The following is a 23,304-nucleotide window of genomic DNA, read 5'->3' as shown; positions in this document are numbered from 1 at the left end:
ATTAACTAAATATTAGAAAATACGTGTTTGTAAGGGATATATCGTTATTTTTGCATGTTTTATAGTTTTGAATTTATTTTTACATCACTATACACGCTGTTTATTACCATAATTTAATTTTATTCCAAGTGGCGATTCCAAAAGTTATCTATCAGACTTTTAAGACCAATAAGATACCCTTGTTGACAAAGTTTTATATTTGGCGATTTTTAAAGCGAAATAAAGGCTATACTAGACAGTTTTTTGATGATGGTCAAATTGATACACTCATTAGTGAAAATTTTGATCAACGTACTTATAAGGCTTTTGCCCGATTGCAGATCGGTGCCGCTAAAGCGGATTTTTTTAGATATGCGGTTTTGTATGTTCATGGAGGTATCTATTTGGATTTAGATAGTGATATTATTGGCGTTTTGGATGAAGTGATTAAACCAGAAGATACGGCGGTGATTACGCATGAGAAGAATAGAAGTCTTTATGCGCAATGGGCATTGATCTACGATAAAGGACACCCATTCCTGAAAAAGACGATTGAATTGATCGTACGAAATATCGAGGAAAATAGATATCCACATGATGTCCATCAGATGACAGGACCAACGGTCTATACGGAAGCAATAAATCTAGTTTTAGAAGAAGATCCTCAGGTTGCCTATCGTCGTATTACCGACGATTATCAGGGACTTTTGAAGTTCAAGTATAAACTAAGTAAAATTCTGATTTACGGCGATCGCTCACTACATTGGAAAAAAATGCAGCTTCGTGTACCTGTGGTCAAACCTAAGGACGATTAGATAACGACAGCTCTTATTTCTTATATATGCTATGAAGTTGAATTTCAAGAAGATCTTTTTAAAAAATAAGAATGTTAAATTCTTTTATTATTTGAGTGTATTTGGACGACAGCTGAGACTAAAGTTTCTGCTACGGAAAAAGGCCTCGGTGTTGCTGAACAGAGATTTGACTCAGCAGTCTGAATGGGTTCGGTTTCGGATAAACTATTATAATAAACTATCTCCGCAGCGGTCTTTGTCAATCGATGCAATTCCGATCAAAGATTATAAGATGCCCGAGAAGATTCGTGTTTATTATTTTGATAGTAAACAATTTCTTGATTATTTTAATCAGCAACTGAAATTTCAGATCCTTCCAGGTGATATTGTTGCTATTCCGGATAAACCTGCCTTAGTGAAAAGTAGGCCAATCGCAGGTGACAATGCCAACTCGGTATTGTTGAACCTGGATAAGAGCCGGCACTTTAACTTTATTACTGACCATGTTGCTTTTCGGAAGAAGAAAAATAGACTTGTTGGGAGGAGTGAGTTTGCACAGGCACATCGGGAACTATTTTTTCAACAATACCATAGTCATCCCTTATGTGATTTAAAAAGAGCGTTTAGGTCTTCTGATCACGATTACCTTTCTATCACTGGACATTTAGCTTATAAATTTATTCTTGCCCTGGAAGGAAATGACGTAGCTACCAACTTAAAATGGATCATGTCGTCAAATTCCATCGCTGTCATGCCGATGCCAACGTATGAAACCTGGTTTATGGAAGGAACCTTATTACCGGACTATCATTTTATCTGTATTAAAAACGATTATTCGGACCTGGAAGAAAAATTACAGTTTTATATAGATCATCCCGACGAGGCTGAAACAATTGTTAAACAGGCCAATGCTTATGTGAAATTATTTATGGATCAGGCACAAGAAGAGTTCGTTTCTCTTCATGTATTGAAGAAGTATTTTGTTTCAACGGGTCAGTCGGTCGATTTATAAGCTGGCATAAATAGAAGCCATCTGTTTGGCAACACGTTCATCATTAAATTTTTGAACAAATTCTAATCCTTTTTCGATCATTTCATCTCGCTTGGAGGAATCACTAAGTAAGGATATTATAGCATGCTTTATCTCTGAAATATTTGTAGGGTCAATATAACAAGATGTCGGCCCCCCCGCTTCTGGGAATACGCCCATTTTACTGGTGATCACAGGTGTACCAGAGTAGAGTGCCTCTATAATGGGAATGCCAAAGCCTTCATAAATTGAGGGATAAATGAAAATTGTTGCCGATGCATAAAGAACGGCCAATTCTTCCATTGCTAATCCTTGGAAAAAGAATATCCTGTTTTCCATGTTGTTTTGTTGCATATAGGCCATGATCTCCTGATAGTAACGTGTTGGTTTACCTACGATAACAAGGGGGATATCAAGGTCTTTTATGGCCTTCACTACTGGTAAAATATTTTTACGCGGTTCAATGGTTCCAACATTCAATAAGAAATCCTGCGGTAATTTTAACTTCTCTCGAAGATTTGTTTTCTGCTCTTCAGTTTTGATAGTTTTGAATGCTTCATGACATCCCTGATAAACGACATCGATCTTTTCTTTGGGTATATGAAAGAGGTCGACAATATCGTTTTTAGTACATTCGCTTATGGCAACGATAAGATCAGATGCCTCGCAGGCATGCTTGAATTTCTTTTTATAAATCCAACGGTCAATTGGATGATAAAGTTCAGGATGTCTCAAAAAAATTAAATCATGAATGGTAACGATAGATTTAATATGTGCCTGTGCTAAACCTAATGGAATTTCACCAGACAGTCCATGGTAAATATCAACTTTATCTTTTTTCAAATCCTGAACAATACGTTGATTTCGCCAGAGATTAGGCCAAGCAGTGTTGATAAAACCCTGTGGCAACCGGATATTTTTTTGAGACGCTGGTTGATTGATATATTGATCACCAGTTTTTGGTGTATATTTTAGATACTCATTTTCGGGAGCATACTTTTCGAGCATACGAATTAAGTCCCGACTATAATTCCCTAGACCGGTCTTGTTTAAAAAATAGCGTTTTGCATCGAACCCAATCCTCATCTTATTCCGTTTATTTTTTCGATCACCATTTCCGGTGTAATTAAATCAATTGCTTCTATTCCATCACAATCACAAGGCTTATTGCCGTACACCGAACTTGGTCTATTGGGGTGTTCAACTTGGATGCAGTCTGTTAGCTGCTGGCCATAACCTGTGAATCCAGCATAAGGATGTGTTGCTCCCCACAAAGAAAGACACCTTACGCCCATTAATGATGCCATATGAAGTCCCGAAGAATCCATACTGATCATAAGATCCAGATTGGATATCAAATCCAGTTCCTCCCGCAGCGAAAATTTGCCTATGGTATTATAGGTGTTGGGAAATCGCTCAGTCCAGTTTTGGGCAATTTGGAATTCTTGTTCGCCACCGCCGAACAACAAAACATCATAGCCATTGTGCGTGAGTTCGTCTATCACATTTTCCATTTTGGTTTGAGGGAAAATCTTATAACGATGTTGTGCAAATGGAGAAATGCCAATTTTCTTTCGATCGAAATTCGCGAACATACTAAAAGCAGCTTTGGGTACATCTTGCAAATTAGAAACCAATTTTTTGCTGAGCTCAAATTTGAAGCCTAATGCACGAAATACGTCTGCATAGCGCTCGACCGTTAGCTTTAAAGGAATCTTAATTTTGTTGTTTTCCCGGGTTAAGGCTTTTTTTTCTTCCCGCCCTTTGTCAAGCTGCTTTACTTTTACGCCCGATAGGGAAAATAATAGATCAATTACGCGGGAGCGTAAATTGAAATGTAAGTCTGCCACAGCATCTGCGCCGTATTGAGCCAGTTCCTTTTTTAGCTTGACTAATCCAAAGAAACCTTTATGAATTGTTTTGGGCTCAATAGCGTGAAACCGTATACTTTTGATTCCATCAAAGAATGGGGCAAAGAATTGCCTGCTGACCATAATAATTTCTACATCAGGGTACTGAAAGCAGAATTCTTTCAACACTGAGGCAACCATGGCAACATCGCCCATAGCTGAAAATCGGGTTACTATGATCCGTTGCGGTAAGGACATGTTTTATTTTCCTGAAGAATATAGGACAGGGTTCAATGAAGGGTCGTTATACATTTTCATCTGTTTATAAACCTTCATGTATTTATCGCCAGATGCGATTGCAGTCATTAATTCATCAATACTTTGGGACAAATCTTTCCTTTGTTCCAATAAAACGTTCAGTTTTTCTTGGCAGGAAATGATATGTGCTTCGGAAGCATCTGTGCGCAATGTTTCCTGTTCCATGTGGTAGATTTTTAAAGCCAGAATGGAAAGCCTATCAATAGCCCAGGCCGGACTTTCAGTATTGATTGTTGCTGTAGGACTCGCCTGTATATCTTGAAATTTTTGTAGAAAATAACTGTCAATATACTCTACGGTATCTGTGCGGTACTGATTGGATTCATCAATACGTCTTTTCCAGTATAAGCCTTCTTGGGGTTCAATCGAGGGATTACGTACCACATCTTCCATATGCCATTGCACGGTGTCAATCCAGCATTTTAAATAGAGGAGATGTTCCAGGGATTGTTTATCATACGGATTTTGGATTGGATGATCAATCTGATCGTATACGTGGTAATCCTGGATAGCACGCTGAAAAATTGGATTTGCTATTGCACTAATCATGGTACAAATATAAAATATATTATGGAGTTATTCTTACTATTCAACGCAGACATTAAGGGAATGAATTGGAAGATAGACTTATTTAAAATGAAAGAAGTTTCCTGTTTTCTAGAATACCGAAAGTAATAAATCGGGAAAGATACCTAAGATCAACACGGCTAAAGTACATAAGATTCCAATACACAAGAGTACCATATTAAACTTCACTGCTGGAGATCCCGTATTGTCTCTTAGAAACGCATTCAGTGGTATTTTAAAATAATAAAATAGGGAAATGACAGAGGTCAATGCACCAACTAGGAGCAATGCCAATAAACCAAAGGATTGGAAGTTTTGGTATTGTTCGAACACTTTGGAAAAGACCAAAAGTTTTCCAACAAAACCTGCAGTAGGGGGGAGACCTACCAAAGCGATTAAAACAATTGAAAAGGAAGTGAACAGCAGTGGGTACTGCTTTCCTAAGCCGCGATACGATTCAATTGAAGTATTTCCTAAACTAGCTTCTAGAGCATCAATAAAGATAAACACAGCAATATTCATCAGGGCGTATATGGAAAGGTAAAATAAGAGCACATTTGACTCATTATTTTGATAAACCAATACAGCCATAAGAAGTATCCCCGTATGCCCAATAGAAGAATAGGCCATCATCCTTTTGGCATCCTGTTGGCGTAAAGCTGCTAAATTACCAATCAGCATAGTTGCAATGGCGATCGCAATAATCACATAAGTCAAGAAATCACTAAAATAAAAGGATACGTTAAGCCAGGCTGAAAGGATCTTGGATAATAGCACAACAACAGCAATTTTGGGTACTGTAGCGAGATAGGTTGTAATAACTGTTGGGGCACCTTGGTAAACATCCGGACTCCAGACATGAAAAGGGAAAAAACTCAGTTTGAAACCAATACCTGTCAGCAAAAATAGTAAAGCAATGCTGATCATGATCTGGGGTGCTTCCATCAAGCCAGCAATGTGACTTGGAGCGTCAAAATTCAGGTTTCCCGTGAAACCGTATAATAAAGACAAACCATAGAGCATAACGGCAGCACAGATCGATCCAAAGAGTACATATTTTAAAGCAGCTTCCGATTGAATTTTAGTGGTGGAGAAATAACCCACCATGATATAGGAGCTAATCGAAACCGTTTCGACAGCAATAAATATCATCAGCCAATTGCTTGACATAGTCAATAGATTCAGACCCAATGTTGCTGTCAGTAGTACCGCATAGAGATCACCTAAGGGGCGACCATGCGCTTGATGGCGTTGTTGAATGAATATACAAATGAGAATTGTTGACAACAGGATAATCAGTCGTGCCGAAGTAGCGAAAGCATCAACCTGGATCATATCAAAAAAGCCAGCCATCTCTACCTTACTGAGGCCTTGTCCAACGAGGTAACAGCCGCTGAACAATAACCCAATGATGGTTACGACAAAAGACGTATTCTTCCAGTGTTTGTCAGCAAAAAGACTAGCTAGAATAGTTCCAATAAAAGTGATGATCAGTGTCAGTTCAGGTTTAAAGTACGGAATACTGACGATAATCTGATCGATGAAAGAACTGATATATGGACTGAATGCGAGCATGCTGGATTAGATAAATTGTTGGATAAAGCTCACAAGATTCAGAACACTTGCGTTCAAATTGTTAAATACTAAAGCTGGCATAATACCAAGTAATAAGGCCAGGGCCAAAGTTGGAAACAAGATCACTTGTTCGCGTGAATTTACATCTGTTAGTGCATTGCTCCAAGATTCGCCCCCTTTTAAACGGATCTGTCCAAAGAACATGCGTTGCAATGTCCAAAGTAGATAGGCAGCGCTTAATAGTATCCCTATCGAACCTGCTAAAGCCATCCAACGGGGCAGCCCTGTACCCACACTCTCGGCATTGAAGGAACCGATAATGACAAAGGCTTCACCAATAAAGGCTGAAAAGCCTGGTAGACCTAAGGAAGCAAAAAATGCGACAGCAACATAGCCTGTATATTTTGGCATAATTTGAGCTAGGCCACGGAAACTATAGATATTTCTGTCATGTACTCGGTCATAGACCACGCCAACAAGGAAAAAGAGTGCCGCTGATAAGAATCCATGGGAAATCATCTGAAACATGGCGCCAGAAATACCTTCGGCAGTCAGCGATGCAATACCAAGCAGCACAAAACCCATATGAGAGACCGATGAATAAGCAATCATTCGTTTCAGGTCTTTTTGAGATAAAGCGTTCAAGGCACCATAAATAATGGATACAACACCGATTAATCCAAGCCACCAATTGGATAAGGCTGCCATATCGGGAAAGATGCTATAACAGATACGGATGATGCCGTAACCACCAATTTTCAGGAGGATACCGGCAAGAATAATAGATACTGGTGTCGGCGCTTCAACGTGCGCATCCGGTAGCCAAGTATGCAGGGGAACAATGGGTACTTTAATGGCAAAGGCAAAGAAGAGTACAATGAAACCGATCAGTCGAGCCGAAATGCCCAAAATTTCCTGGTAACCCTCCCAGCCGAAAACAGAACCCTCAAGATAATTCTGTGGATTCATCATATAGATCATGTTGAAGGTATGTGCTCCAGTCAAAGGGTTGATTACTGAAAAATACAATCCTACGATAATCAACAACATAAATACAGACCCGAATAGGGTATATAGAAAGAATTTTATGGCTGCGTATTCGCGTCTTGCACCACCCCAGATACCGATCAAGAAGTAGAGTGGCAGTAACATGACTTCATAAAACAAATAGAATAGGAAGAAATCCAATGCACAGAAAATCCCCATAACGGCCATATTAAGTACCATGAGCAAGGCAAAGTATCCCTTCGGACTTTTCTGAATATTCCAAGAGGCGCCTATAGCCATCAGCATAACGAAAGCACTCAGCAATAACAAGGGCATGGAGATCCCATCAATACCAATAAGATAATCGATCTCTAATTTACCTATTGATCCTAAATCTAATCGGATCCAGGAAAGCTGTTCAACAAATTGATAGCCCGCCAGATCTTGGACTCCTGTTTTGCTTGCATCAAATTGTGCATAACATATTCCGGCCAGTACAAATTGTATTGCTGTGAATGCTAAAGCAATATATTTGTAACTCGATTTATATCGTGTTGGTAGGGCGAGAATGAGCGCCGTAGCCAATAGCGGTAAAAATATCAATAAGGATAAAATAGGCATTTCCTAAAAGAATATAAGATAAATTAAACCAAGTAAAACTAATAAAAAGACGGAATACAATGTTGTCTGTATCTTTCCGTTTTGGACCAGGCGAACCTGATTGCCTGTCCAATAGGCTACAGTAGCAACCGTATTAACAAAACCATCTACAATATATTTGTCTATCCAAACACTTAGTTGAGAAAGGGATAAGACGATAAACTGAATCAAAGAAACGAAAGCGTCAACGATATGACGGTCAAACCAATAACAGAACTGTGCTAATTTTAATGTGCCATTAACAAAGACTGCTTCGTAAAACTCATTGATATACCCCTGGTTGAAAGCGGCTTTTAATGCTTGGTTAGCAGGGTTTAAAGGGTATTTATTTTGTACATACCATTTCCAGCCGATGATCCAGCCAATAGCAGAACCAAGAAGCAGTATTGCAGGGATAATAAGGTGTGCACGATGACTTGGTGCAAATGTATATTCATCCAATAAAAGGCCGTCCATCAACCAGGAATCGTGATACGAAAACGGGTTGAAAGAAAATAGTGGGAATAAGCAGAACAGTCCCAAAAAAAACATGGGGATCAACATGGTCTTTGGTGCTTCATGTAGCGGTTGATCATGTAGTTTGCCCTGAAGTTGTTTCAACAGTCTGAACTCCCCAAAAAAGGCTTTGAATAGCAAACGACCGATGTAGAAAGCCGTTAAAATACTCACCAGAATCAAACTTATGGGGATGAGAAGGTATAAGTTACCTTTTGAAATAGCCCATTCAAAGGAGGAGATAACGATACTATCTTTGGATAGATAACCTGAAGTCAAAGGGAATCCTGCAAGTGCTAGTGAAGCTATGCTCATCAGCACGAAGGTCTTTGGCATATATTGACGTAGCCCGCCCATATTCCGTAAATCCTGTGGGTCAAAGTCCAGGTGGCTATGTTCTTTAAGATGGGCCATTTCATGAATGACAGCTCCGGCAGAAAGAAACAACAGACACTTAAAGAAAGCATGAGTTGTCAGATGAAATAAAGCAGCATCCCATGTTCCAATACCAATTCCAACCATCATAAAACCAAGCTGCGATATGGTCGAAAAGGCAAGAATACGTTTGATGTCGTATTGGCCAAGCGCAAAGTATGCGGCCAAAGCAGCGGTTATTGTACCAATGATGGCAATAAATAATAAGGCAGATTCATTAAATAATGGAAATACGGTAGCCAGCAGGAATACACCAGCAGCAACCATTGTCGCGGCGTGAATCAACGAGGATACTGATGTAGGACCTTCCATTGCATCAGGAAGCCATACATGTAACGGAAATTGTGCAGATTTAGCCATAGCTGCCAAGAAGAAGGCTAATCCTGCAATGGTAAGCCAAATCTGAGGTAAGCTATTGACTGGAGATATCCATAATCCTTGGGCGATTGTGGATTGATAGATTAAGCCATTGTCCCCAAATAGATCGATTAAATTGAGGGTTTTGAACTGTGTAAATAGGATCGCAAGCCCGATTAGAAAACCGAGGTCGCCGATGCGATTGACCAAAAATGCCTTTTTATTGGCTTGTACAGCTGTTTCACGTGTGAACCAGAAGCCGATGAGGAGATACGATGCAAAACCGACCAATTCCCAAAAAACATACATCAACAGGAGGCTATCCATAATGACCAATCCCAACATCGCAAAACAGAAAAGGCTGAGATACATCCAATAGCGGTGAATACCTGAATCGCCATGCATATAGGCTCTGGAGTATATATGTACGGGTAAGGCAACAGTCGGTACCAAAAAAAGCATCAAAGTGCTCAAATTGTTCAGCAGGATACCAACTTTAAATGATGTTTCACCAATGGTGAACCAATTTACCTGAATTGATACCGCCGGATTATTCCATATGGAGAACCAGGTGAAGCCGCCAGCGATAAAGCTAAGGATGATGGCCGTGAGAGAAACAAGGCCGGACTGGTCGCGTTTGCCTACTATTGCTTGATATATGAATGCCGCTAATGGTGCTGCCAAGGTAAGTAGCGCGGTCAAATGGGGCGATATGTGAACAAATTGATCCAATGCTTACTTGTCTTTTAATTGGTTTATCTCATCCGGATTAATGGTTTTGTAATGTCTATAGACATTTAATACGATAGCCAATCCAACAGCGACTGCGGCCGCAGCAAGAACGATGGCAAATAATGCAAAAATTTGCCCACCATAACTCAATTTATCATATTTTCCAAAAGCAACAAAGTTCAGGATAGCTGCATTGATCATCAACTCAATACCGACCAAAATCATAATTGCATTTTTCTTGGAAAGAACGGTATAGAGACCAATGCAAAAGATGCAGGCACTGACAACTAAAAAATGCGTCAGTGTAATCATATTGTACGCTCCTTTCTGGATAAATGTGAGGCTCCTATCAAGGCCATCATCAAAAACACGGATATGATTTCAAATGGCAATACATAAAAAGTCATAAAACGTAATCCGATCTGATGAATATTATTGTCTGTTGCGACAATCTCGGTGTTATTTTCCCTAGCTTGTAAAATCCACGTAGATGGTGCTTGTTGCCATTCAATAATGCCGTATAGCATTAGGAACAGGAAGCCAAGCACTACTGGAATAGTCTGCCATTTGGGTATGCTTAAGAATGAACCGCTGCTATCTTGGAGATCTTTTAAAAGCTCTTTATTGGAAAGCATAAAGGCAAATAACATCAATATGAGCACGCCGCCAACATAAACCATAATTTGTGTAATGGCCACAAAATCGGCTAAAGCAAATAGGTAAAGACCTGCCATTGCAAATAAGACAATAAAAAACAGGAACAATGCACGTGCAATATTTTTAAGATTGACGAGCAAAAGTGCTGAACCGATTGCTAGGGTAGCAAAGGCGTAGAATAAAATACTTTCCATCTTTTATTTTTGCTTTGCTGCCTCCTTTTCAGCTTGAAACTTGGTCCATTCTGCTTTACGTTGTGCGACCTCGCTATCGGTCATATCTGAAAAACCATAGATAAGATCAGTTAGTTTTTGTGAGCTGCGGTCATATTCGTTGGTCATGGTAATACATTCTGTCGGACATACGACAGTACATAGCCCACAATACATACATTTAGCCATATCAATGTTGAATTTGGCCGGGTATAGTCTTTTAACGCTACCATCGGAAGTTTTTCCAATCGCTTCCGGTGATTTGATGGCTTCGATTTCGATGCAGTCGACAGGACAAGCCTTTGCGCATAAATCACATACAATACAGTCCTCGATATCGACTTGCAGTTGATAGCGGGCAACCTCGGGGATAGGCATTTTTTCACGCGGGTATTGAACAGTTACAATACCTTCTTGCTGATCAAAGTAGTTATCCTTTTTAATATTTAATTCCGTTCGCGAACGTCGGGCACCAAACAAGTGTTTACCAGTCAAAGATAAACCCTTGATTGCCGTACGAAATGCATGCGAAGCCGTTTTAAATATCATATCCTATGCTATAACTAAAATTCGCCAAATTGCAGAAATGGCCATACAAATAAAAGCCAACGGTGTCAATACTTTCCAACATAAACTCATCAGTTGGTCTGCACGTAACCGAGGTAATGTCCATCGAATCCACATTTGGATACCGACAATAAATAATGATTTTGCTAAGGTCCAAAATATTCCCCACACTAAGCCTGTGGTCCAATCGGCCAAACGTATCACACCTATGTTTGGTAATGGTGTATTCCAAGCTCCTAAGAAGAGGACAACCCCCAACATCGATACCAAAAACATCATGGCATACTCCGCCAAAAAGATAAAGGCAAATTGTATCCCGCCATATTCAGTATGGAAGCCACCGACCAATTCAGATTCGGCTTCTGGGATATCAAAGGGAGCACGATTACATTCGGCAAGGGTTGCGATAAAGAATATGATGTAGGTGATAATCAAATGTGGGGCCTGAAAAATATTCCAGGCGAAGAGGCCCCCAATCTCATTGACTTCCCAAAGACCTAAGAATTTAATGCTTCCATTGGTTAGGATGCCTTGCCCAATAGCGATTTCATTCAAATTTAGGGTTTGGGTTAGCATAACGACCGTAATTAGGGAGAGGCCTACCGGAATTTCATAGGACACCATCTGTGCTATGGCACGCATGGAGCCTAATAAAGAATATTTGTTGTTAGATCCCCAGCCGGCCATTAAAATGCCCAAAGCATCAATGGAGATGATGGCCATTATGAAGAACAGACCCGTATGCGTATCCGCTGGAATAAAATCTTTAGCCCAGGGAATAACGGCAAAGCCTGTAAATACAGCCACGAAAATAACGATAGGGGCAACTCTAAAGAGAATTTTATCGGCCGATGAGGGGGTAATTAATTCTTTTTGTAATAATTTGAGAATGTCGGCGATCGTTTGGAGACTGCCATACTTCCCTGTTTCCATCGGTCCTAGACGATCTTGTACAAATCCCGCGATCTTTCGCTCGGCATATACTGCAAACAAGGTGAAGGCTGCTATAAAGGTGAAGATAGCAATGGGAACCAAGATATGTAGTATTGTTTCTAACAAGTCTTATTTATAATGATTTTTAATAAGAGACCAATGAATACGCAAACTTAACGAAAAACGGGGAATTTAGATAAGGAAAAATTAAAATATACTTAACAAGTAGATTATCGTGACAATAGCGTAACGACAAGTAATCATATCTTGTTCGAGTGGGTGGTTTCGGACAGTTGTAAAGCCATTCATGTTAGCTCGGGTGAAAATAAAAAAGCACCCCGAAGGATGCTTTTTAGGATATAAATCGAAATCGGATTAACGATTTGAAAATTCAACGTAGTCGCGTTCTGTGTGGCCAACGTATACTTGTCTAGGACGACCGATAGGCTCTTTGTTTTCGCGCATTTCTTTCCATTGTGCAATCCATCCCGGTAGACGGCCTAAAGCAAATAATACGGTAAACATATCTGCTTTGAAACCTAATGCACGGTAGATGATACCTGAATAGAAGTCAACATTCGGATAAAGTTTTCGGTCGATGAAATATTGGTCATTCAATGCTGCTTCTTCGAGCTTTTTAGCGATATCCAATACCGGATCTTGAACGCCTAATTTCTCCAAGATATCATCACATGCTTTTTTGATGATCTTAGCACGAGGGTCGAAGTTTTTGTAAACGCGGTGACCGAATCCCATTAAACGGAAAGGGTCGTTTTTATCTTTTGCTTTAGCAAGATATTTTTCAGCATCACCACCATCATTTTTAATAGCCTCCAACATCTCGATTACGGCTTGGTTTGCACCACCATGTAATGGTCCCCATAATGCATTGATACCCGATGCAACGGATGCATAAAGGTTTGCATTGGATGAACCAACGATGCGAACAGTAGATGTTGAACAGTTTTGCTCATGATCAGCATGTAAAATCAACAATTTGTGCATGGCGTCAATGACAACAGGATCAAATGTTTTTTCATCATTCACTTCTCCAAACAGCATGTTTAGGAAGTTGTCAATGTAACCAAGGTTATTTTTTGGATAAACAACAGGATGACCTAATGATTTCTTTTGAATCCAAGAAACGATTGTTGGCATTTTTGCCAAAAGATTGATGATCGTTTGATCTTCTTCTTCTTCTGTTAAGTTTGGATTTAAAGATTCTGGATAAAATGCCGACAATGCGCCTACTAAACACGAAAGTTGGCCCATTGGGTGAGATTTGGATGGGAATCCAGCGAAGAAGTTTTTCATATCTTCGTGAATCATCATTTGCTTTTTGATGTCAGCTCTGAATTTTTCCAATACCTCTTTTTTTGGAAGCTCTCCATAAATCAACAAATAAGCAACTTCCAAGAAAGTAGATTTCTCTGCCAATTGTTCAATTGGATATCCTCTATATCTCAATATGCCTTTTTCGCCATCAAGGAAAGTAATCGCACTTTTCGTTGCACCTGTGTTTTTGTATCCTGGGTCTAACGTAATAAATCCGCTTAGATCTCTTAATTTGGAAATATCAACTGCTTTTTCATTTTCAGTACCGACAATGACCGGAAGGTCATACGAAGTGCCGTCTAAATTTATAGATGCTTTATCTGACATGTTTATATATTATCTTATATCTGATTTGTTATGCTAATCTCACAAATTTAACTATTTGATATTTAAAATTGAAAGTTCTTTTGGAATTAAAATGACATGATTGCGTCATTTTGGATAATATTCACTAATTATTTACTTAAATAAGCAAATAATTTATTCAAAAATAACATTATCTTATTTTGCAAAAAATATCAATCTATTTTTCTTTGTGCAACCTTTCCTTTGTCTTCGTAGTTGCCCTGTTTACCCGATCCAAAAAAGGGTAGTATGACAAAACACACCAGAATAATGGACGTTAGTGTCAGAATTCCTGTAGTCCACAATATTTTGCTGAAGTTCTCTGCATCCAATAGCTTAATGCCCCAAAGTCCCAGTAGGAAATAGGTGGCAACGAAAAGTATCACCAAGGTGAATAATATACCGAATATGTATTTCATAGCTGAATTAATTTATGTGTTATGAATTGATTCACCTCGGTATAATTGAGCTGAATCGTCAGATGAATATCCCCGCATGCGTTATATTTTGTTGAGGATCTGTTTTTTTAGTGTATCGAATTCTTCTTGGGTAATGATGTTCTCACGGAGCAACAGCTGCAGCTTTTGAAGTTTCTCGACAAAGTCGCCCTCTTGCTGAATATGATCTTTAATCTCCTCTTTTTGAAGGTCAAACTGTTTTCCGAGTTCCATACCGACGCCTAGCTGTGCCCCTACACCGGCGATTCCCCCTTCATTTTTAGCGGCATCACGGAGCGCACGTAGTTTTTCTAATTCAACATAGCTCAGACCCGCCTGTTGTGCCGCCTGATTTTGTGTGCTTAAATCGGCGATTTCTCCGATTCTTCGTTGTGTATTGGCATCAAATTGAGTTCCCAAGATTTTGAAATCCGTAATGTCGAGACCAAGGTCATTAAAATCTTGTTCAACCGCAGTCTTGATGTCGTTGGATAACAGTCCCAGTTGACTGTCAATCTCATTGTAACCCAGTTTTTTTTGTGCAATCTGCGCAATAATTTGTTGTGGGATCCGATTATTGATGATGTCCTGAATGACAGCTGTGCTAACCGTATTTTGATTAGCTACAATGTTTTTATAGAAATGTACTGGTTCCTTGATGAGGTAAGAGAACGTACCATTCAAGCCAATTTCTATTGGTAAATTATAATGGGGGTCGATGTATTTAATAGGTGTCCCCGTTCCCCAGGATTGATTGACGATAGCGGCTGTGCGAAAAAAGTAGATGTAAAGCTTATGTTCGGATTCAAAGTTCTGCCGCAAACGCGCTAAAGTGGTAAAGAATGGATGGTTGTCCGTTTTGAGGTTGTACGTTCCCGGTTCAGTCAGCAGGTTTTCACCTTTTCCTTCATAGACAAGGATGCAACCCTGCCCTGGAGCGAGGATCAGCTTGCTGGAATTTTTGATCTCATTCCTTCCGGATGGGAATTTATACCACAATAATTGAGGGTCTTGGTTTTTCCACTCGATGACTTCAGAAAGCTGGTTGTTAAAAAGATTAAATAGTCCCATAGTGTTTAATTTAGTGTGTCGAATTTGGGGTTATACCCTTCAAACTTGTTGATTTGTTTGCCGCTATTATCAAAATAATAATAGTCGCTGGCTCCCTTTATAATAAAACCATCTTTGAGGAGGCTCCCATTTCCATACATGGATTTAAGGTCTGTGGTCACTGTTTTTTGTATTGCGCCTGTTGCCACATCCAATAGTTGGATCTGGAAAGGGTCGTCTTCAGCAGGCGTTGGTTTATACGCAATGAGTAGCGTTTTGTCATTCTGCGCAATGATTACAGGCTGAAAGTAAAGTCTTCCTGGCGTAAAGTCTTTGAAGCTGATCAGACGGGCGCCTTTAAATTGCCATGGATTAATCAATACCTTTTTATAAGGATCACGGTCGGTAAAAATACCTGACCCGCCATAGTCTTTATCCCAGGAAAAGCGCGGGCTATCTTTTGGGAATCCATATTGATATTGGTAACTGTATTGGATTAACTGGATTTTTTCTTCTGGATAATAACTGGATTTACTTGAAAAAGCGAATTCCGTTTTTGTCGTTGGGTTGGGAAGCTTTTTCCTTCTTTCGTCGTACAGCTGTTTATCGGGAATAGATTTGTTAATCAAGGGATAATAAGCTAGGTTTTGTCCTTCATTGTTGACAATTTGATAGGCCGAACCATAGTCTTCGTATTTAAATTCAACTTTAGCGATGCCTGTGCTTAAAGATGGTGCATCTTTTACATAGTTCTCAAGGACACTTTTATACGTGAGTGTATTTCTGTCCAGCTGATAAATATATTTGGATTTGACGATGATATATAGATTCTGGTCTTCAAATACCTGAAGTTTGACATCGCTGCTTGACAGTTCGACGGGAGTTTCCATCAAAGTCTTTACCCATTCTTTTTTACCTGTTTTGGGATCGAAGAGTCCGATATAAACTTTATTGTCCTTGCCTTCGTCCATTCGTTTTCTGAAGGTTCCGACATTACCGACGACAACAACGTGTGGCGTATTATCTTTATCCAAAAATAGCGTGTTGCTTGCATAGTTCCATTCCAGTGGTTCGGCCTCTTCTTTTTTCTCTGCTGTATTGGAAGTGCTGTAAGTTGAATAATTGGGCGCTGGCTTTTTGGAAAAAATAGCGCTTAGGGCTCCAATGACAAACATAAGCGCAATAAAGCCTACAACAGCAAATAATACAATCCGTATGGCTTTATATTGATCTTGGTTGTTGCGTGGGTAGTTATAGTTGTGGTTGATATTGATGTCATCACTATCCAGAAAAAATTCTGTTCCACAGCTATTACATTTGTAATAATCGGGGCGTAATGTGGTGATTTTTATACTGCCACAATGCGGACATTTGATCGCTTTGATATTTTTAGCCATTTATCTTTCTTGTATTTGTTTTAAACCATCTCCTTTTGGAATGAACAGTGCGACTGATTGCTATCAATTTTATGCAGTGGAAATTCTTTTTTTTCAATTGATGAAGCGATTTATGAATGAATTTAGAATTAAAATAAACGTATCGCAAATTTTCTGCCAGCTAACTTATATTCGTCGGATTTGAGTTTAAATACGCAAGAAATGAGCCACTTCTTTTTTGGGAGGGGTGAGGAAGGCCTTATTTTGGGAAAGATCCGAAAAGGAAAGAAAAAATATTTTTTGTATTTACGAATTATTCGTAGATTAGTGATAGATTAGAAAAAGGAAGATAAAGACATGGAAAAATTAACAGCACAGGAAGAGCAGGCAATGCAGTCCATTTGGAGCCTCAATGGGGGTTTTATAAAAGAGATCTTGGATAATGTAAAGGGCGAGAAGATGCCTTATACGACTTTGGCTTCGACAGTAAAGAATCTGGAGCGTAAGGATTTTGTGAAAGCAGTACGCTATGCCAATGCCAAACGCTACGAGCCGATGGTGAGTGAGGAAGATTATAAGGCCAAGTTTATGAACTCCTTTGTGGGCGATTATTTCAAAAATTCCTATAAGGAGATGGTTTCCTTTTTTGTACAGGAAGAAAAACTGACGGCCGATGAGTTAAAGGAGATCATGGATATGATTAAGCATAATAAATCTTAATGGGATGGAAAGTCTACTAACCTATATTATACAAGTCAACCTGTTGTTGGGTATTATCTATCTGGGATATATTGGACTGTTGAAAGGCTTGACGTTTTATTTTTTAAATAGAGCCTACTTCTTAGTAGGGGGGCTATTTGCTTTTCTGTATCCGTTTTTGGATTTAAAGTCTTTGTTTGTACAGCGTGGATTGAGTATGGGGGTCGTAGGCGAGCGGATTTCACTTTATATTACGGAGCCGGAGGTTCAACAGCAGCTGACGTTAGGAAGGTTGGTGGAAATCGTGTTTATGGCCGGTGCTGTTGTATTGTTATTAAAATTTGTATTTCAATTATTGAGCTTATTGCGAATTCATCTGAATTCGAGGTCCGATCAATGGCGGACTTATCTATTCCGGAATGTGCTTATTCCTATTGTTCCATTTTCGTTTTTGAATAAAATCTATGTCAATAAAGGACAGCATGTTGATGCTGAACTAAAAGATATTTTTAAGCATGAAGATATTCATGTGAAAGGCCTTCACAGTCTGGATATTTTACTGTTTGAAATGATATTGGTGTGTTGTTGGTACAATCCTTTCGTCTGGCTCATGCGCAGGGCCATTCGCCAAAATTTGGAGTTCCTGACTGATCAACAGGTTCTCGATAAAGGAATTGACAAGCAGACGTACCAATACAGCCTATTGAATGTGTCCAAAAAGGGCACTTCAGTAGGGTTGAGTAATCAATTTAATTTTAAACTTTTAAAACGTCGTATTATGATGATGAACAAGAAGCGATCATCGAAAATAGAGCTGAGTAAATACGCCTTTCTTTTACCTGTATTTTTATTGACGGGAGCAGCATTTACGGTAAGTAAAGCGGAGGGTAGTATTGGGGGGGTAGTTGAGAAGGCAAATGAGACGGTATTACCTATTCAGTTGCCAACAGCTGATTTAAAATCTCAGGAAGATCAATCAAATAGGAGCTCTATTGCGTTAGCGGATACTTTGGCTAAAGCAAATCAGGTGGAGGCGAGAGATTTTAAGGAAATCAAAAGATCTGCTATTGATTTCTCAAAAAATCAAAAGTATTTTGTGGATAATAAATTGGTCTCCAAGGCAGAATTTTTGGCTATTCCTGAAGGAAAACTGGCGAAGTACTGGTTTTCGAATGATAGTGATATGATCAAGTATCGGACGAAGTCTTCAATTGATATTGCTGGCGGAGCAATCTTGGCCAATACTGTTGAGATGCAACAACATTCGGATATAGCGCAAAAAAAATTACGCTGTGTCATGAATGGTATTGTGCAGGAAAGAACTTTTACTGTGGATGATATCGATCCAAATGCTATAGCGTCAGTCTCGGTATTACAGGGGAAGGCTGCTATTGAAAAGTATGGTGAAGATGTTGGGAAAGACGGTATCCTTGAAGTGAAATTGAAGGAAGGAGTTCATATTGGCAAAGATATGACCAAACTCAGAGGGCTTACGATAGGGGTGACGTATCGTGATGATCAGCTAACGAATGATAAGTCAACTGATGTGGTGTATGTTATTGATGGCAAGAGAGCAGATCAAAAAATGATGAAGGAGCTGGCGCTGACGCCGGAAGAAATAGCGACTTTATCGGTTTGGAATGGTGCTGAAGCGCTTAATAAATATGGTGAAGATGCGAAGAATGGTGTTTTAGTTATTACGACAAAAAAATGGGCTATTGAAAATCCGGATAAGGTGAATAATAAGTTTCGTTTCATAGGGCAGGCAGATAAAAAAGGGGATAATGTTGTTACCGTCGTTGGCTATAAGAAAGACAACAGAGCTGATGATAAGATTAGTTCAACAATTGGTTCTAAGAAAAACGAAGGACAGAATGACAAGGTTGTTACTGTTGTTGGTTATAAGAAAAGTGAGAAATCAGATGACGCGAAACAGATTACTTTTATGGATAAATCAGAAACGGCTAATCTTGAAGCAAAAACAATTGGTTTCTTAGCGAATACGCAGGCAAGTCAGTCGATCGGAACAGATTTTCCGTCGGTCAGAATGCGTGGCTATGATGGAAAAGTCAAGCCATTGGTTGTGGTTGATGGGACGGTTAAGAGGGAGACCAGTTTGGAAAAACTTGATTCGAAGGATATTGAATCAATAGAGATTTTGAAAAATGCAAGTGCGACTGCGTTGTATGGAAATGCAGGCAAAGATGGTGTCATTATCGTTACGACCCGAAAGAAAGCAAGTGAGCAGAAAAACGATGAGCAGGCTAATGGGAAATTAAAAGAGAAGATAAGCGGCACGATTAAGATGGAGATTGAAAAAGAAAAGGCCCGGGCAGAAAGCAGTAACTAATGTAAAGTTCTCTGATTTATAACAAAAAAGACCGATTTAAATCGGTCTTTTTTGTTATAAATCAATACCAATATAAGGCACTACATTAATGAGCTTTAGAAACGTTTACTATTTCGTATTCAAATTTGTCATCGTCAGCTCGATGCCGATATTGACAAAACTCTGGATCATTTTAACGGAATGGTCAATTAAAGCCGGTAGTTCAGCTTGTTCCTCTTTGTCAAAAGGGCCAAGTACATAATCTACTTGTCTACCTTTTGGGTAATTATCGCCAATACCGAAACGTAAGCGCGGATAAACCTGTCCGCCGCAAAGCTGCTCAATGGATTTGAGCCCGTTATGACCGGCGCTACTTCCTTTGGGTTTCATCCTTAGCGAACCAAATGGAATGGCCAGATCATCCACAATCACCAATACATTCTGAATAGGAACTTTGCATTGTTGCATGTAGTAATTGACGGCCTTGCCGCTTAAGTTCATATAAGTCGTAGGTTTAATCACAGTGACATTGTGCCCCCTTTGTTTAAATTCGCTATAATAGGCCAACTTGAGCAAGGAGAAACTGGCGCCAACCTGTTTAACAAGTTCATCGGCAACCATAAAACCTATATTATGCCGTGTATCGGCATATTCACTGCCAATGTTGCCTAATCCAACGATAAGATAATTCATGCTGCAAAAATAGAAATTTTAATAAACAAAAAAAGCACCGAATTTCGGTGCTTTCTGCAGTATTTTAAAAATCTTGTTCAGATTATTTTTTACCACCTTTAGTTGCTTTAGCTGCTTCTTGTTCAGCTTGACGCAATGCACGAGACATGATTACTGATACGATTGTATCATCAGCATTGTTTAATACTTTTGCGTTTTCCAATTGAATTTGACCTACACGAACTGATTTACCAACTTCTAAAGATTCCATTGGTACTTCAATGTCTTGCGGCAAGTTTGCAGGTAATGCTTTTACGCGTAAATTACGTAATTTTTGAACTAATTTACCCCCCATTTTTACACCTGGTGAAGTTCCTGTTAATTTGATAGGAATATTTAATGATATTTCTTTGTCATCAAATAATTCTAAAAAGTCAACGTGAGTAACTAAGTCAGTTAATGGGTGGAATTGTGCGTCTTGAACGATAGCTCTTTTAGTTTGACCTTCAATGTTTAATTCAACAATGATTACGTCTGCAGTGTAAAGAACTGGTTTCAAATCAGCTGCGGATACAGAAAGAGCTGTTTGCTCTGTACCACCGTAAAGTACTGCTGGTACTAAACCTTGGTAACGCAATTCTTTTGCATCTCTTTTCCCTACGTTCTGTCTTACAGAACCGCTAATAGCAATTGATTTCATCTTTTAATTTTTTATAAATTTGAGGTGCAAAGATAATCTAATTTCTGATATTATCAAAAAAATACGATCGATATTAGCTCGGAAACAGGCACTTATTCAATGTGTTCAATTTTTCTGTGTTCATGACTATACTTATTCAATGCTGCTTGTTTACCCTAATGTATGACCAAATTAATACCATTTCCTATATTAAAACTGGAATAGGACTCTCTTAGTAGGGGTATAACAGGGGGTTAGCAGGGCTTTACCCCTGTTATACCCCTGCTAACCCCCTGTAAATACCCTGTTATTGTAGAATTTGGTATCAATCAATTGCTAACTTATATACTCGATAAAAAGGGCTATTCGCCTATGGTTAAAAGATAAGAACCAAGCGGAAGTACACTTTTAAATGTTTGTTGTTTTTTGGGAGAAGGTGGGGGGGGGGCGCAATACAAAAAAAAGACCCTGGTCGTTGAGCTGAATGCTTTCTGTACCAGGGTCCAATATCTAGGATCTAAAACTCAAAGATTACTCTACTTCAAATAAATTAGAGATTGAAGAGTGTTGATTTACACTTGTGATTGCTTTTGCAAATAAATCAGCCGTTGATAATACTTTGATTTTGGTCGATTGTTTTGCTTTTTCTGGATCCAATTGAATGGTATCGGTTACGATCATTTCTGACAATACTGAGTTTTCAATTGTTTCATATGCCTTTCCGGACAACACAGCATGTGTACAAACGGCTCTTACAGATTTTGCACCATTTTCCATGATCAATGCCGCTGCTTTTGAAAGTGTACCAGCCGTATCACAGATATCATCGATCAAAACCACATCTTGACCAGTTACATCGCCGATAATTGACATTGATTCGATTTCGTTTGCACGTTTACGACGTTTGTCACAGATAATAACTTCTGCATTGAAAAATTTAGCAAAGGTACGTGCTCTGTATGAACCACCCATATCTGGTGAAGCAATCGTTAGATTTGGAAGTTTTAACGATTTGATATAAGGAACAAAAATGATAGAGCCATCCAAATGGTCAACAGGGATATCGAAAAAACCTTGGATTTGTGCTGCGTGCAGGTCCATTGTCATGATACGGTGGATACCAGCTGCAGTCAACAGATTGGCGATCATTTTTGCGCCAATAGCAACTCTTGGTTTGTCTTTTCGATCTTGTCTTGCGAAACCAAAGTAAGGGACTACCGCTGTGATATAATGCGCTGAAGCTCTCTTCGCTGCATCTGTCATCAATAATAATTCAAAAAGATTGTCGGTAGGTTGGTTGGTAGATTGGATAATGAATACATCGCTTCCGCGAACTGACTCATTGTAGAAAGGTTGAATCTCACCGTCGCTAAAACGTGACAATGTTTTGTCTCCTAGTGGTTTCCCGTAAGATTGTGCGATTTTTTCGGCTAGTTCTGTAGTGCCAGAACCTGCAAATAGTTTAACCGTGTTGAATTGCAAAGGCATGGTTTTGTATATTTATGTTGGGTTATTGTATTGTCGTTTATTCAATATTTTTATTCCCTTACTGTTTTTTAAAGTTAAACATTAAAAAAAATGGATTGTTTTCACAATCCATATACGCTTAACTTTAAAAGTTGTCCGACCTGGATTCGAACCAAGACAAACAGAACCAAAAACTGTTGTACTACCCTTATACTATCGGACAATGTCTCTAAAAAGTCAACGTTTCCGTTTTTCTCTTTTTGACGACGCAAAGATAGAGATTTGTTTTAAAAATCAAAATGTAAATTTAAAAAAATCTAAACCCTTTTATAAATAATAAGCCTTGCATATAACGCAGAAAAGGCTTGCAAATGCAAGCCTTTTCTATTGTTTGTTGTCCGACCTGGATTCGAACCAAGACAAACAGAACCAAAAACTGTTGTACTACCCTTATACTATCGGACAAACAATTCAAAGGTGATTGTTATCGTGATGATCTCGTTCACATTTGATGATGCAAATATACGGACTATTCTCATTTCTGCAAATAAAAATGAACTTAAAAGTGTATTAGGGCTGATTTTCAAAGAAATAATTTTTGTTTTGATTTGAAAAGATATGCGCGCTAAGCTTTTTTATCGAGATGTTGGCCCACAAAAGTACATGCGTGCTTTTGGGAATGCTTTCCTTTCAGCCAATATTGGATCGCGTAATGAAATTTTTTCAATTAATATGTGTTAAAAAATCAGAATAAAGTTCATTTCTTA

21 protein-coding genes are annotated in these 23,304 nt (G+C 38.9%); 4 read left to right on the top strand and 17 right to left on the bottom strand.

Annotated elements, in window-relative coordinates; genetic code table 11:
• Window positions 1–128: 128 nt before the first annotated feature.
• Both A9970_RS09030 and A9970_RS09025 read left to right on the top strand, forming a co-directional pair.
• Window positions 129–794, top strand: a complete 666-nt coding sequence (locus A9970_RS09030) for a glycosyltransferase family 32 protein (RefSeq protein ID WP_182330745.1) — start codon at window positions 129–131, stop codon at window positions 792–794.
• A 31-nt stretch (window positions 795–825) separates the two neighbouring features.
• Window positions 826–1,785 (top strand): glycosyl transferase family 90, encoded by a 960-nt coding sequence (locus A9970_RS09025; RefSeq protein ID WP_182982070.1) that lies wholly within the window; start codon window positions 826–828, stop codon window positions 1,783–1,785.
• Here the strand turns inward: A9970_RS09025 and A9970_RS09020 are convergent.
• The 14 genes from A9970_RS09020 to A9970_RS08955 all read right to left on the bottom strand — a co-directional run bounded on the left by A9970_RS09020 (window position 1,780) and on the right by A9970_RS08955 (window position 16,712).
• A complete protein-coding gene (locus tag A9970_RS09020; RefSeq protein WP_182982069.1) occupies window positions 1,780–2,889 on the bottom strand; it encodes a glycosyltransferase family 1 protein in 1,110 nt (369 codons plus the stop codon). The genes A9970_RS09025 and A9970_RS09020 overlap by 6 nt on opposite strands.
• The gene (locus A9970_RS09015; RefSeq protein ID WP_182982068.1) at window positions 2,886–3,911 is read right to left on the bottom strand and encodes a glycosyltransferase family 9 protein; all 1,026 of its coding nucleotides are present in this window, start codon (window positions 3,909–3,911) and stop codon (window positions 2,886–2,888) included. The genes A9970_RS09020 and A9970_RS09015 overlap by 4 nt, the downstream gene beginning before the upstream one ends.
• A gap of 3 nt (window positions 3,912–3,914) precedes the next feature.
• Complete coding sequence (locus A9970_RS09010; protein WP_075994236.1) at window positions 3,915–4,520, bottom strand: DUF4254 domain-containing protein; 606 nt, start codon at window positions 4,518–4,520, stop codon at window positions 3,915–3,917.
• 108 nt (window positions 4,521–4,628) lie between these two features.
• Window positions 4,629–6,113: an NADH-quinone oxidoreductase subunit N gene (locus A9970_RS09005; RefSeq protein WP_182982067.1), complete on the bottom strand. Its 1,485-nt coding sequence runs from the start codon at window positions 6,111–6,113 to the stop codon at window positions 4,629–4,631.
• Between the two features lie 6 nt (window positions 6,114–6,119).
• A complete protein-coding gene (locus A9970_RS09000; protein WP_182982066.1) occupies window positions 6,120–7,721 on the bottom strand; it encodes a NuoM family protein in 1,602 nt (533 codons plus the stop codon).
• Window positions 7,722–7,724: 3 nt separating this feature from the next.
• Window positions 7,725–9,779, bottom strand: coding sequence for an NADH-quinone oxidoreductase subunit L (locus tag A9970_RS08995; RefSeq protein ID WP_182982065.1), 2,055 nt, complete (start codon window positions 9,777–9,779; stop codon window positions 7,725–7,727).
• A gap of 3 nt (window positions 9,780–9,782) precedes the next feature.
• Entirely contained in the window at window positions 9,783–10,091 is a 309-nt protein-coding gene (nuoK, locus tag A9970_RS08990) for an NADH-quinone oxidoreductase subunit NuoK (protein WP_075994232.1), read from the bottom strand.
• Window positions 10,088–10,630: an NADH-quinone oxidoreductase subunit J gene (locus A9970_RS08985; protein WP_159727217.1), complete on the bottom strand. Its 543-nt coding sequence runs from the start codon at window positions 10,628–10,630 to the stop codon at window positions 10,088–10,090. Before A9970_RS08985 ends, nuoK begins: the two co-directional genes overlap by 4 nt.
• 3 nt (window positions 10,631–10,633) lie before the next feature.
• Window positions 10,634–11,197 (bottom strand): NADH-quinone oxidoreductase subunit I, encoded by a 564-nt coding sequence (locus tag A9970_RS08980; protein WP_182982064.1) that lies wholly within the window; start codon window positions 11,195–11,197, stop codon window positions 10,634–10,636.
• A 3-nt stretch (window positions 11,198–11,200) separates the two neighbouring features.
• Window positions 11,201–12,274 (bottom strand): NADH-quinone oxidoreductase subunit NuoH, encoded by a 1,074-nt coding sequence (nuoH, locus tag A9970_RS08975; RefSeq protein ID WP_153845663.1) that lies wholly within the window; start codon window positions 12,272–12,274, stop codon window positions 11,201–11,203.
• Between the two features lie 249 nt (window positions 12,275–12,523).
• Window positions 12,524–13,810 carry a citrate synthase gene (locus A9970_RS08970; protein ID WP_153845662.1) on the bottom strand — a complete coding sequence of 429 codons (1,287 nt, stop codon included), beginning with the start codon at window positions 13,808–13,810 and terminating at the stop codon, window positions 12,524–12,526.
• Window positions 13,811–14,001: 191 nt separating this feature from the next.
• Window positions 14,002–14,247: a hypothetical protein gene (locus A9970_RS08965; protein ID WP_120333696.1), complete on the bottom strand. Its 246-nt coding sequence runs from the start codon at window positions 14,245–14,247 to the stop codon at window positions 14,002–14,004.
• A gap of 81 nt (window positions 14,248–14,328) precedes the next feature.
• The gene (locus A9970_RS08960) at window positions 14,329–15,336 is read right to left on the bottom strand and encodes an SPFH domain-containing protein (protein WP_182982063.1); all 1,008 of its coding nucleotides are present in this window, start codon (window positions 15,334–15,336) and stop codon (window positions 14,329–14,331) included.
• A 5-nt stretch (window positions 15,337–15,341) separates the two neighbouring features.
• Complete coding sequence (locus A9970_RS08955) at window positions 15,342–16,712, bottom strand: transposase (protein ID WP_182982062.1); 1,371 nt, start codon at window positions 16,710–16,712, stop codon at window positions 15,342–15,344.
• A 336-nt stretch (window positions 16,713–17,048) separates the two neighbouring features.
• Here A9970_RS08955 and A9970_RS08950 point away from each other — a divergent pair, with 336 nt between their 5' ends.
• A complete protein-coding gene (locus A9970_RS08950) occupies window positions 17,049–17,411 on the top strand; it encodes a BlaI/MecI/CopY family transcriptional regulator (protein ID WP_075994224.1) in 363 nt (120 codons plus the stop codon).
• Window positions 17,412–17,415: 4 nt separating this feature from the next.
• The gene (locus A9970_RS08945; RefSeq protein ID WP_182982061.1) at window positions 17,416–19,740 is read left to right on the top strand and encodes a TonB-dependent receptor plug domain-containing protein; all 2,325 of its coding nucleotides are present in this window, start codon (window positions 17,416–17,418) and stop codon (window positions 19,738–19,740) included.
• A gap of 108 nt (window positions 19,741–19,848) precedes the next feature.
• On the opposite strand, the gene pth is transcribed toward A9970_RS08945, so the two are convergent.
• The 3 genes from pth to A9970_RS08930 all read right to left on the bottom strand — a co-directional run bounded on the left by pth (window position 19,849) and on the right by A9970_RS08930 (window position 22,558).
• Entirely contained in the window at window positions 19,849–20,412 is a 564-nt protein-coding gene (gene pth / locus A9970_RS08940) for an aminoacyl-tRNA hydrolase (protein WP_182982060.1), read from the bottom strand.
• An 82-nt stretch (window positions 20,413–20,494) separates the two neighbouring features.
• Window positions 20,495–21,091 (bottom strand): 50S ribosomal protein L25/general stress protein Ctc, encoded by a 597-nt coding sequence (locus A9970_RS08935; RefSeq protein WP_153845657.1) that lies wholly within the window; start codon window positions 21,089–21,091, stop codon window positions 20,495–20,497.
• A 510-nt stretch (window positions 21,092–21,601) separates the two neighbouring features.
• Complete coding sequence (locus A9970_RS08930; RefSeq protein ID WP_153845656.1) at window positions 21,602–22,558, bottom strand: ribose-phosphate pyrophosphokinase; 957 nt, start codon at window positions 22,556–22,558, stop codon at window positions 21,602–21,604.
• Window positions 22,559–23,304: the final 746 nt, after the last annotated feature.

Origin of the sequence: Sphingobacterium sp. UME9, assembly GCF_014170215.1 — a bacterium.
Lineage (GTDB): Bacteria > Bacteroidota > Bacteroidia > Sphingobacteriales > Sphingobacteriaceae > Sphingobacterium > Sphingobacterium paramultivorum.
The sequence above is the reverse complement of the archived record's forward strand: the minus strand, read 5'-3'. Positions and strand labels throughout refer to the sequence as shown.

Excerpts from the sequence above, each read along its gene's own strand:
- A9970_RS09025 (WP_182982070.1), top strand. The coding sequence starts at position 826 with ATGAAGTTGAATTTCAAGAAGATCTTTTTAAAAAATAAGAATGTTAAA.
- A9970_RS09020 (WP_182982069.1), bottom strand. The coding sequence starts at position 2,889 with ATGAGGATTGGGTTCGATGCAAAACGCTATTTTTTAAACAAGACCGGT.
- A9970_RS09015 (WP_182982068.1), bottom strand. The coding sequence starts at position 3,911 with ATGTCCTTACCGCAACGGATCATAGTAACCCGATTTTCAGCTATGGGC.
- A9970_RS09010 (WP_075994236.1), bottom strand. The coding sequence starts at position 4,520 with ATGATTAGTGCAATAGCAAATCCAATTTTTCAGCGTGCTATCCAGGAT.
- A9970_RS09005 (WP_182982067.1), bottom strand. The coding sequence starts at position 6,113 with ATGCTCGCATTCAGTCCATATATCAGTTCTTTCATCGATCAGATTATC.
- A9970_RS09000 (WP_182982066.1), bottom strand. The coding sequence starts at position 7,721 with ATGCCTATTTTATCCTTATTGATATTTTTACCGCTATTGGCTACGGCG.
- nuoK (WP_075994232.1), bottom strand. The coding sequence starts at position 10,091 with ATGATTACACTGACGCATTTTTTAGTTGTCAGTGCCTGCATCTTTTGC.
- A9970_RS08985 (WP_159727217.1), bottom strand. The coding sequence starts at position 10,630 with ATGGAAAGTATTTTATTCTACGCCTTTGCTACCCTAGCAATCGGTTCA.
- A9970_RS08980 (WP_182982064.1), bottom strand. The coding sequence starts at position 11,197 with ATGATATTTAAAACGGCTTCGCATGCATTTCGTACGGCAATCAAGGGT.
- A9970_RS08970 (WP_153845662.1), bottom strand. The coding sequence starts at position 13,810 with ATGTCAGATAAAGCATCTATAAATTTAGACGGCACTTCGTATGACCTT.
- A9970_RS08965 (WP_120333696.1), bottom strand. The coding sequence starts at position 14,247 with ATGAAATACATATTCGGTATATTATTCACCTTGGTGATACTTTTCGTT.
- A9970_RS08960 (WP_182982063.1), bottom strand. The coding sequence starts at position 15,336 with ATGGGACTATTTAATCTTTTTAACAACCAGCTTTCTGAAGTCATCGAG.
- A9970_RS08955 (WP_182982062.1), bottom strand. The coding sequence starts at position 16,712 with ATGGCTAAAAATATCAAAGCGATCAAATGTCCGCATTGTGGCAGTATA.
- A9970_RS08950 (WP_075994224.1), top strand. The coding sequence starts at position 17,049 with ATGGAAAAATTAACAGCACAGGAAGAGCAGGCAATGCAGTCCATTTGG.
- A9970_RS08945 (WP_182982061.1), top strand. The coding sequence starts at position 17,416 with ATGGAAAGTCTACTAACCTATATTATACAAGTCAACCTGTTGTTGGGT.
- pth (WP_182982060.1), bottom strand. The coding sequence starts at position 20,412 with ATGAATTATCTTATCGTTGGATTAGGCAACATTGGCAGTGAATATGCC.
- A9970_RS08935 (WP_153845657.1), bottom strand. The coding sequence starts at position 21,091 with ATGAAATCAATTGCTATTAGCGGTTCTGTAAGACAGAACGTAGGGAAA.
- A9970_RS08930 (WP_153845656.1), bottom strand. The coding sequence starts at position 22,558 with ATGCCTTTGCAATTCAACACGGTTAAACTATTTGCAGGTTCTGGCACT.